This window comes from Capnocytophaga sp. oral taxon 878 (assembly GCF_002999135.1).
In the GTDB taxonomy this organism is placed as follows: domain Bacteria; phylum Bacteroidota; class Bacteroidia; order Flavobacteriales; family Flavobacteriaceae; genus Capnocytophaga.
On the sequence record NZ_CP027229.1, the window covers coordinates 34,348 to 50,934 of the forward strand.

The window sequence follows — 16,587 nt, forward strand, 5'->3', positions numbered from 1 at the left end:
GTATTTAGTTGTTAGTTTAGAATTAACTTTCCCATATAAAAGTTTAAAAGCTGTACATATAATGCCGACATATATTTGTTTTGCAAATACGTTTGTTCGGCAGTGAGGTATGCGTTTTGGCTCACGAGAAGTTCAGTATTAGTAAGTCCGCCGAACTCGTGTTTCTTCACTGCCAAATCGTAAGCTAATTTAGCATTATCGCGAGCTGTACGCGAGGCTGCTTGTTGCGCTTGGTGAATGGTAGCATTCTGCCAAGCAGTTTCTATCTTGGCATACAATTCTTTTTCAGCTTGTTGTTCTTCCAAAATAGCTTGTTGCTGGGTAATCTTGGCGAGTTTCACATTGTTCTTGTTTTTGTTTTGTGAAAAGATAGGAATATTAAGTGTAGCTCCTATCGTCTGACCGAAATTGCTGTCCAATTGCGTGCGATAACTCAAATCGTTGAGGTTTGAATAACCAGTGTTTATGCCTGCTTGTAGCGATAGGGTAGGGGCATAACCCGCTTTAGCTATTTTGATATCCTTTTCAGCTATCTTTTGTTGTGATTGATAGATTTTTAGGTTAGGAAGCGTTTCTTTGGCTTGTGCAAACACCTCGTCTTTATTAGGGATAATCGCTACACCCTCATCGTTAGGAAGGTCGAGAGCAATAGCAAAGTCACTATTAGGAGGAAGCTCCAACAGTTGTTTGAGGGTTAGCACACGGTTAGCATACTGGTTTTCTGCCTGAATGATAGCGTATTCATTGTTGGCGTGACGTGTTTCTATTTCTGCCAAACTCAGTTTAGCTATCGAGCCATTGGCGAACTTGGTTTGTGCTTGCTTGAGTTCTTCAGCCGAGGAGAGCGCTGTGTTTTTGGCTACGGCAATCCCCTCATAGCTGTAAAGCGCTTGCAGGTAGGCTTCCAGCACACTCAGGGTGATGTTGTTCTTCGCTTCTTGCACATAGAGTTCGTTCTGCTCGAGCAATAGCTTACTGCGGTCTATTTGTAAATTGATTTTATTCCCTTGATACAGAGGCACAGAGGCTGATACCCCAAAGTTGTTGGAGAACGTACGGCGAGATACCCGTTCGTTAGAAATCTGGTTGATTGCCGACCCGTTGTTGAGGTTTGCCGATGCTGAGCCACTTACCGTAGGCAAGCGGTTATCCTTCGCTTGGCTATAATTAATCTCAGCCGTTTGTTCATTCAGCTCCGTCTTCTTCACCGTGATATTATTCTCCACCGCGTATGTAATGCAGTCTTTTAACGACCATTGTTTGGTCTGTGCCTCCGCCACAATACCGCATAAGCACAAGCTAAATATGTAAAAACTTCTTCTCATATTCATTTTCAATTTCTTGCCACAAAAGTACAATAACAAGATAACCTGCAACAACAAATATCGACCAAAAGCCTCATTTCATCGACCAAATACCCCAATCACACCAGCACCCTCACCATCCCAAGCCCTCAAACCCCCTTTCCCCCACCCATCACATAACTTAAAAACACATACCAACAAGCCTTTTACTAAATAGCCAAAAGAATAACTAAAAACACAATCCAATGATAACTAAAAAAGACCTTAAGATGAACGAACGAATAACGAAGGATAAACGAACTATAAACGAAGGATAGTCAGCAAGCAGATGTAAGACAATCAATAAACAGACACCCCCAAGTATATAATCTCCAATAAACCAAAAAAGGTCAGAGGGCATAAGTCCATAACTTATGCCCTCCAACCTCTGTAATCAGCTCACCAAAATCTAAAACCTACCTTACCTTTACAAAATAAGGCAATCGTTCCAGCCCAGCCGTAATAGTATAAGTTTTACCACCCTTATACCGCTTCCCTTGGTCATCTTGCCATACCCCCTTCGGAAGACGAACACTACGAGTGTCACTCGCCGTAATTATAGGAGCCACCAAGTAAGTATCACCCAGCATATATTGGTCTTTACAATCCTCAAACCCCTGATGCGGAAAAGCATATTCCATACTCCGCACTATAGGATCACCCGTCTTAGCAGCCTTAATCGCCTCCCCCACAATATACTCACCCAGCTGCTCATGCCATTTAGCAAATTTAATACAAATATCCAAATTCTCTTTTGAAAGAATACGCCAAGGCGCTACCGAAAATTGCATCATAGGCATCATAGCATGTATTTGGCACGACCGAACAATAAGTTTCTGGTCAAATTTATCAGGATCAATATTCTCAAAACTCCGATATTCACCCCCACCTATCATATCAGGGCAAGTGTAAGCATAACCATTAAGCCCAGCAGCTATCATATCCGGAATAAGCCTAGCTACACCTCCCCACGAATAGCTCTTGTCTCCCAAGCGTTGCACCAAAGGCAAATTACCCATTTGCCAGCAAGCCCTAAACTCATTATACGCAAACTCCATACCCAGCTTAGCCCATAACTGCGTTTGCAGTACATCGTATGATTGCTTGTCAAAAACCTCTATCACATCATCCGAATAGAACTGAGGGTCACCCGCATCAAATTTAAAACCATCTACACCATATTCCTTTTGAAGCATTTTCAACTCATTAACCAAATAAGCAAAAGCCTCAGGATTACTAAGATCATAACAAGCACTATAGCCATTCCACCAACTAATAATAGCAGGATTTTGGCTACCCTTTTTCTTTATCAAATAACCTTTTCTTTTCAAAAAACGATATTGCTCACTATCAGCCGATACAAAAGGGCATACCCATAACATTACCTTAAAGCCCATTTCGTGTAGCTTAGCTATCATCGCTTTTGGGGTAGGAAATTTATCAGCACTGAACTGCCACACACCATAATCTTTCTGCCAATTATCGTCAATCATTATAATACCAGTAGGCATAGCATTATCCACGATAGCCTGTGCATAAGCCAGCACATCACGTTCATTTTGGTTATAAGTAAGCTCAATCCAAGTGTTGTATTGCGGGTGAGTGAAGAAGAGTTCAGGCGGGGTCAATTCAGATCCTAATTTTAGCTGAAAAGCCCCCTTATAAGCACTCCTAAGAGTATTACCTTGTTTCTCTACCCCAATCTTTTCAGAAGAAGTAATTATCAGCTTATCATCAGTGAATTGGTAAGCAAAAGGCTTTGTAGCAGTAATAAAACGCCCTTGGTTAGAAATCAGCACCGGCGTTGATTGATTGTTGAAGTTTTCAGTACGCAGGTTAAAGGTACGTTTAGAAGGCTGATAAGGCATCATATAGCCTAAAGCAGTGAAACCACCCCACCACTTTTCCTTAGGCAGTAAGGTAATTTCGGTAGTAGTTTGTGCCTCAGTCCATACTGAGGTTACTAACAGAATAAAGAATAGAATTATCTTTTTCATTGTATTTGTGGTTTTGTCTTTACAAAAAAAACTTTGCCAAAGTCTTATACTTTAGCAAAGTTTTAAAAATAATAATATTATCCGTTATTAGAAGTCAAAATCAATTCCTCCAGTGTCAGCCTCTTTTTCTTTACTACAGTCTATCTGTATTTGTACATTTTGAGGTGCTGCAAAAGGTTCTTTTGATACATTCAAATCCTTATCAGCATAACACTTTTTCATATAATACCCCCATACTGGCAAGGCCATAGTGGCACCTTGTCCATAAGCAGTACTGCGGAAGTGTATCGCACGATCTTCGCCTCCTACCCATACACCAGTTACAAGGTTAGGCACCATACCTATAAACCAACCATCACTATTATTTTGAGTAGTTCCTGTTTTACCAGCTATAGGGTTAGTAAACTGATAAGGGTAGCCAGTCATTACATTTTTATAAATAGCATTATAGCTATCAGCTCCTTTGGTACGTAAGCGTGCCCCCGATCCATAGCGGGTTACCCCTTCTAAAAGGTTTACTACAGCACGAGCTACTTCAGCATTCACTACATCATGAGTTTCAGGTGTGTTCTCAAATAATACAGTACCATTTTTATCTTCAATACGGGTTACTAATACAGGTTTTACATATACACCTTCATTAGCAAAAGTACCATAAGCTCCTACCATTTGCAGTACAGTAGCATCAGCTGTACCTAAGGCTATTGAAGGCATTTCTGGCATATCAGTAGTGATACCCAGTTTGCGAACTAAGTTAATAACCGGTATCGGACCTACTTTATCCATCAAGTTCACAGTAATAGAGTTGATTGAGTTTGCCAAAGCTGCCTTTAAGGTCATCATCTTCCCACTAAATGAGCCATTTGAGTTACGAGGGCACCAAGGTTGTACATTCCCATACTTACCAGCCTCAATACAAGTTTGTATATCGGGCAATTCCATACAAGGCGAATAGTGTAGCTGGTCAATAGCAGTAGCATACACAAAAGGTTTAAACGTTGAACCTGTTTGGCGAGCTCCTTGTACTACTTGGTCATATTGAAAATGTTTGTAGTTAATACCTCCTACCCATGCTTTAATATGCCCTGTTTGTGGCTCCATCGACATCATTCCTGTACGCAAATGTGCTTTATAGTAAAGGATAGAGTCCCGAGGTGTCATAATAGTATCCTTTTCTCCCTTCCAGCTAAATACGCGCATCTCTACCTTTTTATCAAATGATTCACGTATCTCTTTTTCCGAGTAACCTAAGTATTTAAGGTGTATCCATCGGTTAGAGTTTTTCATAGCACGTTCAATAAGGTTTTTGTACTCATCTTTAGTAACGTGCACAAAGGGGTAGGTAGTATTCTTTTTAGGATTATTTTCAGCATCAAAAGCCTTTTGAAGTTGTTTTAAATGGGCTTTTACTGCAGCTTCTGCATAAGTTTGCATTTTGGAGTCAATAGTCGTGTATACCTTTAGCCCATCCAGGTATAAGTTGTGTTTAGTACCATCAGGTTTGGGGTTTTGTTCAATCCACGTTTTCATATAGGAACGCAGGTATTCACGAAAGTAAGTAGCTATACCATCATTATGACTTTCAGGAGTGAATTTAATTTTTAAGGGGAGTTTTTGTAATGAGTCTTTCTGTTCTTGTGTAATGTAGTTGTTTTTAGCCATTTGGCCTAATACTACATTCCGCCGGTTGGTAACTCCTTCTTTATTTCTTACAGGGTTATAAAGGGCAGAGTTTTTGAACATTCCTACCAGCATAGCCCCTTCTTCTATTTTAAGGTCTTTAGGTTCTTTATCAAAATAGATTTTAGCAGCAGAACGGATGCCATCAGCATTATTGTTGAAGTCATAAATATTAAAGTACATAGCCAAAATCTCTTCTTTGGTGTACTGTTTTTCAAGGCGAGTAGCTATTACCCATTCTTTTATTTTCTGGGTATAACGTGCTATTCCTCTTGTTTTTTGCTTGTGAAAAAGCTGTTTAGCTAGCTGTTGTGAGATTGTAGAAGCACCTCCTTTTCCACCCAAATACACCATAGCGCGTAAGGTACCACGTATATCAATCCCCGAATGTTCATAAAATCGTTCATCTTCAGTGGCAATAAGAGCATCTACCAAATGTTTAGGTAAATCTTTAAATTTGATAGGCGTACGATTTTCATCTAAGTAAAACTTCCCTAATGATTTTCCATCGGCAGTAACTATTTCAGTAGCTAAGCTGGTTTCAGGGTTTTCCAAGTGCTTAAAGTCGGGCATTTCACCCAATAGTCCCAACGAAGCCGATAAAAACAGTAATAATACCGCTGCTATCCCTCCTAAAAAGAGCCCCCAAAACCATTTTACTATAGGGCTCCAACGCTTTTTATTCGTATTTTTATCTGCTTTACTCATTTCTTTTATTCTTATCTCTTTTCTACTCTAAGTCCTACTTCGGTAATACCATTCAGCACATTTACCCCTTCATTATCGCCTATTTTGCGCATAGCCTGCTCTATCTTGATGTTATATTTTCCTTTAGAAGGAAAAGTAAAGTGTTCTTTATACCACAATTTGCTCTCTTTCACTGCCGAATAGCCATCGCCTAACCACTTTCCATCGGGAGTAGCCATTTCATACTCAAGCGTATCTACAATTACCTTGTTACTATTGGGTTGTTCCATTTTGGTAATTAAGAACAAATTACTAAAAGGGTATTTTTCAGTGTTTCGCACCATAATAAAGAGGTCTTTAGGAGTAAGACTATCGCTTACTTCTATCTGAAAAAGCACTGGCTTATGTGCTTCCCAACCATCAGGAAGTGAAGCGTATTGGCTGTATTCTACTTTATTGTTACAACCTAATAGTAAGCCTATAAATAATAAACTTATTACTATTCTCATTCTGATTTCTCATTATTAGACTGTTTAGGCTTATTCACCTTATTAGCAAAAGGATCAAGATTGCGTCGCACATTAGGATTATGCTGTTTCTTTGCCGACATCTTTTGCTTTTGCTGTATTCTCTTATTGTTATTATTTGCCTCAGGTGTAGGTGCTTTCTTACTTTGCTGAGCGCTTGCATTAGCTTGTGGTTGTGGAACTTCTATAGGCAGCTTCACCTCCTTAGTAGCAGCGTTCAGTACTCCTTCACCAGTGCGTTTTAGTTCAGCAGCCTTATTTATATTCTTAGGTAGCTTTTTAGTGTTTTTGTTGTTGCGTTCAGGCTTACTATCTACCTTTTGCTCATCTTTAGCTATTTCTTTTGTCTGAACCGTGTCTTTAGGTAGTTCTTTTTCCTTATTTCCTTTCTTGTTATTGCGTTTTTTCTTGCGTTTAGGAGTGTCAAATCGAGTAATGCTATCTTCTTCAATAGGAGCTAATTCAGTATCAGAAGAACTACCTTTATGCGATGAGAGATCGCTTAAAATAGCATATTCTTCTAACTCTTCTATTTGCTCACCATTTTTGTTAAGATCTATAATTTCTTTTACACTATCTACCGAAAGTTTATACCAAGTAACCGGATTCTCATCATAAGTAAACCACATTAGCCGCTTAAAGATGTCTATTTTTTGGCAAGAAGCCGAACCTCTAAGAGTATGCAGTTTCACATCAGTACGAGGGAAATCCTGTAAAGCATCAAGATAAGTGTCTAGCTCAAAGTTAAGGCAGCATTTTAGTTTTCCACACTGTCCAGCCAGTTTCTGTGGGTTTAATGATAACTGCTGATAACGTGCTGCCGAAGTAGAAACACTTCTAAAATCAGTAAGCCAAGTAGCACAACAAAGCTCACGTCCGCATGAGCCTATACCACCTAAGCGCGCCGCCTCTTGGCGGAATCCTATTTGGCGCATCTCAATACGTACTGAAAAAGCCCTTGCCATATCTTTGATAAGTTGGCGAAAGTCCACACGTCCTTCTGCAGTGTAGTAAAAAGTAGCTTTAGAGCCATCGCCTTGAAACTCAACATCCGATATTTTCATTTCCAAGCCTAATGCTATTGCCAGCTCACGAGATTGTTTTTGTACTTCTATCTCTTTATCACGTGACTGATGCCATATATCAATATCGTGCTGATTAGCTTTGCGGTATATGCGGGGTAAGTCTTCCGATTCCCAATTCACACGGCGCTTTTTCATTTGTGCACGCACTAATTCACCCGTTAGGCTTACCACCCCTACATCGTGCCCCGATGCTGCTTCTGTAGCCACCACATCGCCCATTTGCAAAGGTAGCTTATCTACATTGCGGAAATACTCTTTCCGGCTGTTTTTAAAACGTACTTCTACGCAATTAAAAAACTCTTGTCCTCCGGGTAGTTTGGTATTAGCTAACCAATCGAAAACCGAGAGCTTTACGCTCCCAAAACTACGGGCTCCGCAGTTAGTACCACAACTATTATTATTGTCGATATTATTGAAAGTGCAACTATTGCAACTCATTGTCTGTTATTTATTAAAGGTAATCAATCGGCAAAGATACAAAACTTTTTGCAATTAACAACAAACAGCAAATATTTTTTCAGTGCTATTTATAAAGTCTTTATGGTATAATACAATAAAAAACAGCCCTTTATGGGGGCTGTTTTATTAATAAGGTAATGTTTTATTATGCTTCTAATGGAATTATAGAAACATAAGATTTATCGTTCTTTTTCTTTTCGAATTTCACGATACCGTCAATCTTAGCGTGCAAAGTGTGGTCTTTACCTACATACACATTTTCACCCGCATTATGCTGAGTGCCACGCTGACGTACGATGATGTTACCTGCAAACGCAGCTTGACCACCGAAAATTTTCACACCTAATCGTTTAGAGTGTGACTCTCTACCGTTCTTTGAACTACCGACACCTTTCTTGTGAGCCATTTTCTTACATTTTTAAGTTGAACAATTAACCAATAATACTTTCAATTACAATCTGTGTAAGATACTGACGGTGTCCGTTCTTCACCTTGTAACCTTTACGTCTTTTCTTTTTGAAAACGAGTACTTTGTCTCCTTTCAAATGTTTCAAAACTTTAGCTTCTACCGAAGCTCCGTTTATAGCTGGGGCGCCTACAGTTACAGCTCCGTTGTTATCAAGCAGAAGTACTTTGTCAAAAGTTACTTTGTCTCCTTCTGCATTAGGCAAGCGGTGCACATACACTTTTTGGTCTTTGTTTACTTTAAATTGTTGCCCTGCTATCTCTACAATTGCATACATAGCTTAACGTTTTAATTATTGTTTATAAATCGGCGGCAAAGGTACAACTATTTTTCCAGATAGCAAAATATTTATCACTTTTTTTATTCGCTGTCTATCTCCCTTTGCTAAAAAGCCGAGCTCTATTTTTTTAGAACTCGGCTTTTTATTTCTCTTATTTATTGTTCAATTAATAACTGTTCTCATCAATTTTCACCTTGCCCCAGAATACCTTGTAAGCAAAGTAAGTATAAATAAGCAATAATGGCGCTCCAATAGCTGTAATAGTCAGCATAATCTCTAATGATTTAGTCGAAGCAGCCGCATTGTATACGGTTATATCGTGTCCTATAATCTCAGTATTACGCAAGAAAGTAGGGTGCAAGTTCAGTGCAGCTATTACCATAAAGAGAGCTATAGTGAGAATGGTACCTATAAAAGCCTTTTTATGGTCTCTTTTCTTTATAAAGAAAGCTACGCTTAAGATGCACAGAAGCAATAACACAGGGAACACCTTCAAACCAGTACTGTTAGCAATATTCTCAGCCAAATGAGGAGTAAGCATACTGTAAATAGCCACAGCAGTGAATACTACCAAGAAACCTAAGAAAGCAAGGTTAATACGCTTTTCAATGCGGTGGTGCATATCCCCGTGAGTTTTTATAAGCAAGTACAATCCTCCGTGTACCATAAACAGTAACAAAGTCATTACACCCACCAATAAAGCATAAGGAGTAAGGAAAGTAAAGAGCGCACCTCCAGTGTATTGGAAATTCTCATCCATCGGAAGTCCTTGTAGCACATTACCCATTACAACCCCCAAAAGCACCGGAAGCACTATACTACACACGCTGTACACAGTATCCCAAGTGTCGCGCCACTTTTGGCTATCTTCCTTACCGCGTACCTCTATTGATACAGCCCTAAAGATAATAAACATCAAGAAAAGCATCAAAGGCGTATTCATTGCCGAAAACAATTCAGCATACATCAGTGGGAAACCAGCAAATATACCAGCACCACCTATTACCAGCCACGCCTCATTACCATCCCATACAGGGCCTATAGCATTAAGTGCTACACGGCGTTCTTCTTTCTTGTCAAAAAACAGGTGCCACGCTCCAGCTCCAAAATCAAAGCCGTCCAAAATAGCATAGCCTGTAATTAAAAATCCTATAATGATGAACCACCACGTAGGGTAGTCTATTCCTAAAAAAGTTCCTAATTCCATAATTGTAATTTCTTATGCAGTTTGTAATTTTTTATCTCCTTCGTGTTCGTCTATACCGTGAACAATTTTCTTCTTCATCAAGTACATAAACAGCACAAAGAGAACTGTATAAATAAGAGTGAACAAAATAATAGCAAACAATATTTGGTGTGATGATACCGACTTTGAAAGCGCATCGCTTGTACGCAATAACTTGTACACTATCCACGGTTGTCTACCCATTTCAGCAGCAAACCAACCCGCTTGGTTACCTATCTGAGGCAAAATTACACTCCATACAAATATCTGCAATAACCAGCGCTTTTCGTATAATTTACCTCTCCATAACAAGAAAGCAGCATACACAGTAAGTCCTATCAAGAACATACCAATAGCCACCATTATATGATAGAATTGGAACACAGCATTCACTTGGCTAGGACGCTCATCCATTGGGTATTGGTCAAGTCCTACCACAGGGCTATCAGCATTCATATGTAACATATATGATAACCCATAAGGTATCTTCAGTCCATAAGTCTCCTCATTCTGTTTGTCTACCCATCCCAAAATGAAAGCATCCGCAGGTCCAGTCTTAAAATGTCCCTCCATAGCAGCCAATTTCTCAGGTTGGTTTACAGCCACACCCTCAGCCGAGCTATGTCCCGATACCAATTGCAATAAAGTAAAGAAAGTCGCAATAATAAGAGTCACTTTAAAAGCTTTCTTTGAAATATCAACGTGTCTTCCCTTAAGTAAATACCAAGCATGAACACTTAGTACTAAGAAGATACCTGCCAAGAATGCACCTTGCCACACGTGCCAAATACGATCTACACTTGAAGGGTTGAACACCATAGCCCAAAAGTCTGTAATCACAGCCTTAGCCTGCAGCCCCTCGCCAGCAATTTCATATCCGGCAGGAGTTTGTTGCCAGCTGTTAGCCACTACAATCCAAATAGCCGAGAACATCGAGCCCAACCACACACCAAGTGTAGCCAAAAAATGCCATTTAGGCTTAATCTTATTCCACCCAAAAAGTACTATACCAAGACAAGTACTCTCCAAGGCAAAAGCAAAAACACCTTCAGCAGCCAAAGCACTACCAAAAATATCACCCACATAACGTGAGTATGTAGCCCAGTTCGTGCCAAATTCAAATTCCATTACAATACCAGTAGCCACACCAAAACCAAAGGTAAGTGAAAAAATACGAGTCCAAAAACGCGCAAGCGTATCATACTCCTTCTTCCCAGTGCGTAGGTAAAGCCCCTTAAAAGCCACCATTATAAGCCCCAACCCTATACTCAAAGGTGGGTAAATGTAGTGGAATGCAATCGTCAGTGCAAACTGAATACGTGCTAAAATCTCTGTTTCCATACGTCGAGTAAAATTAATTAGTGAATTATCGCACAAAAATACATACTATTTTCAGAATAACAACAAATAAAGAGTAAAATCGCCACAATTTATTACCATTCTAAATTAAGCATACACACACCCCCCACCATCCCACCAACCTTCAAAAAACAAACTCACCTATCACCACCCTTTTTTACTTCTCACCTCTTATCTCTTATCTAAATTGCGAATTCTTCAAAAATACCCATCTTCTACCTCCGCTCCCCCTAAAAAACACAATCCACTCATAATCAAGCAAATTCACCCCCAACCATCTCCCAGCCATTCCCCAGCTATCCCTTAGGTTGAACGAACCTATAACGAAGGATAAACGAACTATAAACGAAGGATAATCATCACTACCCTGATAATCAGCCTATTCACTCCCCAACCCTCTCTTTGCCAAATCCGCAACAAATTCCTCATAAACCAACATTTTTCACACTCTATTTCTCTTTTCTCACCATTTTTATTAATATCCCTCCCCGCAGCCCCTATCTCCTAACTTCTCCCCGCAATCCCTTATCTCCTAACTTCTCCCCGCAATCCCTTATCTCCTAACCCCTCCCCGCAGCCCCTATCTCCTAACCTCTCCCTGCCAATCCCTATCTCCTAACTTCTCCCCGCAATCCCTTATCTCCTAACCCCTCCCCGCAGCCCCTATTTCCATAATTCCTCCCCGCAATCCCTATTCCCTAACTCCTATCTCCTAAATCCTATTTTATTAATACCCCTCCCCGCAATCCCTATTCCCTAACTCCTATCTCCTAAATCCTAACAAAATGTTTTGTCACAAGCACACTTTGGCACGGTTATTGTACTTTTCCTCATTGTAAAAAACATAAAGTAAATTTAATTTTTTTGTACTATGAAAAAGTTTTTAACATTTGTATTTTTAGCATTTTTTGGTGTAATGGCGTATGCTCAAGACGCTCAAATCACTTTTAAAGCCGAAGAAATTGATTACGGAACAATTAAACAAGGAGCCGACGGCGTTCGCATATTCGAGTTTACCAATACAGGTAAAGCACCTCTTGTAATCGCCAACGCATATTCTTCTTGTGGTTGTACAGTTCCTACTTGGACAAATCAACCTATAGCACCAGGTGCTAAAGGAAAAATCGAAGTAAGATACGATACCAATCGTGTGGGCCCTATCAGCAAAACTATTACAGTACAATCTAATGCGAAAGACGCTCCAACAAAAACCTTACGCATAAGAGGTACTATTGTTCAATAATCCATAACTATTTATATTTTAATTACTCCCCCCGAAGTCGCCTGCACTCCCTATCCCTATCCCCGCAGGCGACTTCTTTTTAAAAAGAACTAAATTAAAAAACATATCAAAAGAAAACTAATTTAAAAGACGTATGAAATTACATTTAATTACATTTATCGCAGCTGCCTTCGCAGCACAATTCGCAACAGCTCAGGTAGAAACAGGTACCCTAACCGATACCACTGCTCCTATCATTACCGAGGCTACCCAAGCTCAACAAGAAGCAGCTCTTAAAGCCGAAAAAGAACGCCTAAAAGCTGAACAACAACTACAAAAAGAGCAAGAAAAGGCACTAAAAGCTCAAGAAAAAGCAGCTAAAGAACAAGCTAAAGCCGAAGCAGCAGCCAAAAAAGCTGAAGAAAAAGCTAAACGCGACGCCGAAAAAGCAGCTAAAGAAAAAGCAAAAGCCGAAGCAGCCGCTAAAAAAGCTGAAGAAAAAGCAGCTAAAGAAAAAGCTAAAGCTGAAAAAGCAGCTCGAAAAGCCGAAGAAAAAGCAGCTAAAGAAAAAGCTAAAGCCGAAAAAGCAGCTCGAAAAGCCGAAGAAAAAGCTAGAAAAGAACAAGAAAGAGCCGCTAAAGAAAAAGCTAAAGCCGAAAAAGCAGCTCGAAAAAATAGAGAACGCTTAGCCAAAGCCAACAGCGAAGTATCTAAAGTAGAAGCTAGAATCACTAAAGCTAAAAACGACTTGGCACAAGAAGAAAATAAATTCAATATCAAAAAAGCCAAAGGCGCACTTTCTCCTCAAGACGAAGCTAAGCTAAAAGGTAAAATACTTAAAAGACAGCAAAAAATTAACGACCTTCAGCTTGATCTTGTAAAAGCTAAAGAAAGAGTTACTAAATATTCATTGTAGTATTTTATTATAATAAAAAAACTAAAAAAGTCGGGAATACATCTGTACTCCCGACTTTTTTTTCTACTCTAAATCATTCCTCACTTGCACTCCCTCTAAGCGCTATTTCATCATTTAAATACACAAAAATAAAGGCTACCTCATATAATCTGAAGGTAGCCTTTTCTATTATAAATAAGTAATAAATACTAAAACTCAGCGCTGCCAGGAGTACGAGGGTAAGGTATTACATCACGTATATTAGTCATACCAGTAGCAAATAGCACCAGCCTTTCAAAACCAAGACCAAAACCACTGTGTACAGCAGTACCAAACTTCCGAAGGTCAAGGTACCACCAAAGGTCTTCTTCCTTCATACCAAGGTCAGCTATTTTTTGTTTTAGCACATCATAACGTTCTTCACGTTGTGAGCCACCTACTATCTCACCTATACCAGGGAACAAGATATCCATAGCACGTACCGTTTTACCATCATCATTCAGCCGCATATAAAATGCCTTAATGTTAGCAGGGTAATCGTATAGAATTACAGGGCATTCAAAGTGTTTTTCTACCAAGTAGCGTTCGTGTTCACTTTGCAAATCAACCCCCCATTCATTCACAAGGTATTGGAATTTCTTCTTCTTGTTGTGGTTACTGTTTTTAAGAATATCAATAGCTTCAGTATAGCTTACTCTCTTAAACTCATTGTGTATCACAAATTCAAGTTTCTCTATCAGCGACATAGAGCTGCGCTCATTCTGTGGCTTAGTTTTCTCTTCCTCCAAGAAACGCTTATTCAAGAACTCAAGGTCATCTCTGCGTACCTCCAAAGTATATTTTAGTACATACTTAATAAAGTCCTCAGCCAAGTCCATATTATCTATAAGATCATAGAAAGCCATTTCAGGTTCTATCATCCAGAATTCAGCCAAGTGGCGTGAAGTATTAGAGTTTTCAGCACGGAAGGTAGGTCCAAAAGTATAAATCTTCCCAAGAGCCATTGCAAAGGTTTCCCCCTCTAATTGCCCCGATACAGTAAGATTAGTTTCACGTCCAAAAAAGTCTTTTTTGTAATCTACCTCACCATTTTCAGTCAGAGGTGGGTTCTTAGGGTCTAAAGTAGTTACCCTGAACATTTCACCAGCACCTTCAGCATCACTACCAGTTATGATAGGTGTATTTACATAAAAGAAACCATTATCTTGAAAATACTTGTGAATAGCAAAAGCTAAAGTCGAGCGCACACGCATTACAGCACTAAAAGTATTAGAGCGTACACGTAAGTGAGCATTATCACGCAAAAACTCAAGTGAGTGTTTTTTAGGCTGAATAGGATATTCTTCAGGATTGCTATCACCCAGTATAGTAAGGGCTGTAGCTTGCACTTCTACACTTTGTCCTTTACCTTGGCTTTCTACCACGGTTCCTTTCACTTCTATAGCAGCTCCTGTAGTAATGCGTTTTAGTAATTCAGGGTCAGTATTTTCAAAATCTACCACTATTTGTAAGTTATCTATAGTCGAACCATCGTTCAGGGCTATAAAGCGGTTGCTGCGAAAAGTACGCACCCAACCTTTCAGGGTAACTTCCCCCTGTACTGTTTTTCCTTCTTGTAATAACTGTTTAATTGAAACCATTTTTTTGATAATTAATGATTAATATTTAGTAATATTGCACTACTTTTTCCCAATGCCTAAAACTGAAAATATATAAAAGGCTGTATATCTGTCGAATAAGCTTGGTAGCATATAAGTACAACTACCATAGCGATAGCCCCTTTTACAAGGTAATGGCTTTGAGTAAATACGTGTTCAATATAATCTTTCCAACTCTGAGGTAACCAATGGGTAATATACCCTATAAGAATAATCCCTAATGGAATATTATTGTATTTCATTACTTGGGTAGCAGTGTCCCAACTCATATTGTGGGCTATCTGTCCAAACCATTGCCCTACACTTTCCATATCAGTACTGCGGAAGAAAATACGCGTAAAGGTAATAAAACTAAAAGTGAAGAATATCTTCCACACACGGGCTACCCAAAGGCTACTATTCTCATACGGACTCACTTTGCGCCAATACTTATAAGCAACTACTCCCAGTCCATTAAGTCCTCCCCAAATAGCAAACTTCCATGAGGCACCATGCCATAACCCCCCAATGAGCATCGTAAGCATAATATTGATATTAGTAGTAAGGTACCGCTCAAAAGGTTTATAAAAAAATGCTATTACCGAGCCTACTATTAATAAGCAGCCAGTAATCAAGGTAAAAGCCAAATTACCTACAGCTACTACCATTATCAGTACAAATAGTAGCGCAAAAACAAAAGTTCCTAAACTACTATTTCTATTTCCTCCTAAAGGAATGTATAAATAATCTTTTAACCAAGTAGAAAGAGAGATATGCCATCGCTTCCAAAAATCACCACAATTAAGAGCTTTGTAAGGTGAATTGAAGTTAATAGGTAAAGTAAAGCCCATCAATAAAGCTACACCTATAGCAATATCAGTATATCCAGAAAAGTCACCATATATTTGCAATGAGTAACCTATCAATGCTAAGATATTAGTAAATCCCGAATGCATAGTAGGAGCATCAAATACTCTATCTAAAAAGTGTAAAGCTATGAAGTCAGCAAATATCATTTTTTTGATAAGCCCTTTGAGTATTAAAAAGATAGCCTTATTAAAATCATCTTTACTAATCTTTGTGCTTTTCAATATCTGCGGTACAAACTCTTCAGCCCGTACTATAGGCCCAGCTACTAATTGAGGGAAGAAACTTACATAAAAACCAAAATCTAATATTGATTTTAAAGGGGCTACCTTCTGCCTATAAATATCTACTGTATAGCTGATAGTTTGAAAAGTGTAGAATGAAATCCCTACTGGCAAAATAATTTTGTCAACAGTAAAATAACCTTTATCACTAAATCCATTAGCCCAATAGGCTAAGTAGTTAAATGTTTGGTGGTCAGTATTAAAAAGAGCGTTATAAGTATCAGTGAAGAAATAAGCGTACTTAAAATAGCCTAATACTAACAAGTTTAAGCAAACGCTAACACTAACAGCTACCTTGCGTTTAAAGGCATCACTTTGCCTATTGATATAATGCCCTAAATAAAAATCAGTAACAGTGCTAAATACCAATAACAGTACAAACAACCCACTTGACTTGTAGTAAAAATAAAAACTCGCTACTAGCAAAAACAAATTGCGCAAGTGCTTCCTATTATAAATAAGCGCAAAAACCGCATACACTAAGGCAAAGAATATCCAGAAATCTATGCGCACAAAGGTAAGCGGGTGCTTAGCATCGAATGTGAAAAAGTTATTAAAAAAGTCTGTCATAGTT

General features: G+C 39.0%; 13 protein-coding genes. 2 read left to right on the forward strand and 11 right to left on the reverse strand.

Translation table 11 applies throughout. The annotated features are described in order from the left end of the window. Positions 1-11: 11 nt before the first annotated feature. From C4H12_RS00195 to C4H12_RS00235, 9 genes are all read right to left on the reverse strand, one after another. On the reverse strand, positions 12-1,325 hold the full coding sequence (locus C4H12_RS00195) for a TolC family protein (RefSeq protein ID WP_106099378.1): 1,314 nt from the start codon (positions 1,323-1,325) through the stop codon (positions 12-14). A gap of 434 nt (positions 1,326-1,759) precedes the next feature. Then, positions 1,760-3,340 carry a glycoside hydrolase family 31 protein gene (locus tag C4H12_RS00200; protein WP_106097114.1) on the reverse strand — a complete coding sequence of 527 codons (1,581 nt, stop codon included), beginning with the start codon at positions 3,338-3,340 and terminating at the stop codon, positions 1,760-1,762. An 87-nt stretch (positions 3,341-3,427) separates the two neighbouring features. Next, positions 3,428-5,728: a penicillin-binding protein 1A gene (locus tag C4H12_RS00205; protein WP_106097115.1), complete on the reverse strand. Its 2,301-nt coding sequence runs from the start codon at positions 5,726-5,728 to the stop codon at positions 3,428-3,430. An 11-nt stretch (positions 5,729-5,739) separates the two neighbouring features. Beyond that, complete coding sequence (locus C4H12_RS00210) at positions 5,740-6,216, reverse strand: gliding motility lipoprotein GldH (protein WP_106097116.1); 477 nt, start codon at positions 6,214-6,216, stop codon at positions 5,740-5,742. Then, positions 6,213-7,757: a regulatory iron-sulfur-containing complex subunit RicT gene (locus C4H12_RS00215; RefSeq protein ID WP_106097117.1), complete on the reverse strand. Its 1,545-nt coding sequence runs from the start codon at positions 7,755-7,757 to the stop codon at positions 6,213-6,215. The genes C4H12_RS00210 and C4H12_RS00215 overlap by 4 nt, the downstream gene beginning before the upstream one ends. Before the next feature lie 166 nt (positions 7,758-7,923). Next, positions 7,924-8,184 (reverse strand): 50S ribosomal protein L27, encoded by a 261-nt coding sequence (gene rpmA / locus C4H12_RS00220; RefSeq protein ID WP_106097118.1) that lies wholly within the window; start codon positions 8,182-8,184, stop codon positions 7,924-7,926. Positions 8,185-8,209: 25 nt separating this feature from the next. Continuing rightward, positions 8,210-8,521, reverse strand: coding sequence for a 50S ribosomal protein L21 (gene rplU, locus C4H12_RS00225; RefSeq protein ID WP_106097119.1), 312 nt, complete (start codon positions 8,519-8,521; stop codon positions 8,210-8,212). Positions 8,522-8,690: 169 nt separating this feature from the next. After that, positions 8,691-9,731 (reverse strand): cytochrome d ubiquinol oxidase subunit II, encoded by a 1,041-nt coding sequence (gene cydB / locus C4H12_RS00230; RefSeq protein ID WP_106097120.1) that lies wholly within the window; start codon positions 9,729-9,731, stop codon positions 8,691-8,693. 12 nt (positions 9,732-9,743) lie between these two features. After that, entirely contained in the window at positions 9,744-11,090 is a 1,347-nt protein-coding gene (locus C4H12_RS00235) for a cytochrome ubiquinol oxidase subunit I (RefSeq protein ID WP_106097121.1), read from the reverse strand. Between the two features lie 889 nt (positions 11,091-11,979). Here C4H12_RS00235 and C4H12_RS00240 point away from each other — a divergent pair. Together C4H12_RS00240 and C4H12_RS00245 are read left to right on the forward strand one after the other, a co-directional pair. After that, positions 11,980-12,351 (forward strand): DUF1573 domain-containing protein, encoded by a 372-nt coding sequence (locus C4H12_RS00240; protein WP_106097122.1) that lies wholly within the window; start codon positions 11,980-11,982, stop codon positions 12,349-12,351. A 133-nt stretch (positions 12,352-12,484) separates the two neighbouring features. Next, entirely contained in the window at positions 12,485-13,246 is a 762-nt protein-coding gene (locus tag C4H12_RS00245) for a hypothetical protein (protein WP_106097123.1), read from the forward strand. Positions 13,247-13,434: 188 nt separating this feature from the next. On the opposite strand, the gene asnS is transcribed toward C4H12_RS00245, so the two are convergent. Both asnS and C4H12_RS00255 read right to left on the reverse strand, forming a co-directional pair. Continuing rightward, positions 13,435-14,865, reverse strand: a complete 1,431-nt coding sequence (gene asnS, locus C4H12_RS00250; protein ID WP_106097124.1) for an asparagine--tRNA ligase — start codon at positions 14,863-14,865, stop codon at positions 13,435-13,437. A 56-nt stretch (positions 14,866-14,921) separates the two neighbouring features. Next, the gene (locus tag C4H12_RS00255) at positions 14,922-16,583 is read right to left on the reverse strand and encodes an MBOAT family protein (RefSeq protein WP_106097125.1); all 1,662 of its coding nucleotides are present in this window, start codon (positions 16,581-16,583) and stop codon (positions 14,922-14,924) included. Positions 16,584-16,587: the final 4 nt, after the last annotated feature.

Excerpts from the sequence above, each read along its gene's own strand:
- C4H12_RS00210 (WP_106097116.1), bottom strand. The coding sequence starts at position 6,216 with ATGAGAATAGTAATAAGTTTATTATTTATAGGCTTACTATTAGGTTGT.
- C4H12_RS00245 (WP_106097123.1), top strand. The coding sequence starts at position 12,485 with ATGAAATTACATTTAATTACATTTATCGCAGCTGCCTTCGCAGCACAA.
- cydB (WP_106097120.1), bottom strand. The coding sequence starts at position 9,731 with ATGGAATTAGGAACTTTTTTAGGAATAGACTACCCTACGTGGTGGTTC.
- rpmA (WP_106097118.1), bottom strand. The coding sequence starts at position 8,184 with ATGGCTCACAAGAAAGGTGTCGGTAGTTCAAAGAACGGTAGAGAGTCA.
- rplU (WP_106097119.1), bottom strand. The coding sequence starts at position 8,521 with ATGTATGCAATTGTAGAGATAGCAGGGCAACAATTTAAAGTAAACAAA.
- C4H12_RS00200 (WP_106097114.1), bottom strand. The coding sequence starts at position 3,340 with ATGAAAAAGATAATTCTATTCTTTATTCTGTTAGTAACCTCAGTATGG.
- C4H12_RS00240 (WP_106097122.1), top strand. The coding sequence starts at position 11,980 with ATGAAAAAGTTTTTAACATTTGTATTTTTAGCATTTTTTGGTGTAATG.
- C4H12_RS00215 (WP_106097117.1), bottom strand. The coding sequence starts at position 7,757 with ATGAGTTGCAATAGTTGCACTTTCAATAATATCGACAATAATAATAGT.
- C4H12_RS00195 (WP_106099378.1), bottom strand. The coding sequence starts at position 1,325 with ATGAGAAGAAGTTTTTACATATTTAGCTTGTGCTTATGCGGTATTGTG.
- C4H12_RS00255 (WP_106097125.1), bottom strand. The coding sequence starts at position 16,583 with ATGACAGACTTTTTTAATAACTTTTTCACATTCGATGCTAAGCACCCG.
- C4H12_RS00235 (WP_106097121.1), bottom strand. The coding sequence starts at position 11,090 with ATGGAAACAGAGATTTTAGCACGTATTCAGTTTGCACTGACGATTGCA.
- C4H12_RS00205 (WP_106097115.1), bottom strand. The coding sequence starts at position 5,728 with ATGAGTAAAGCAGATAAAAATACGAATAAAAAGCGTTGGAGCCCTATA.
- asnS (WP_106097124.1), bottom strand. The coding sequence starts at position 14,865 with ATGGTTTCAATTAAACAGTTATTACAAGAAGGAAAAACAGTACAGGGG.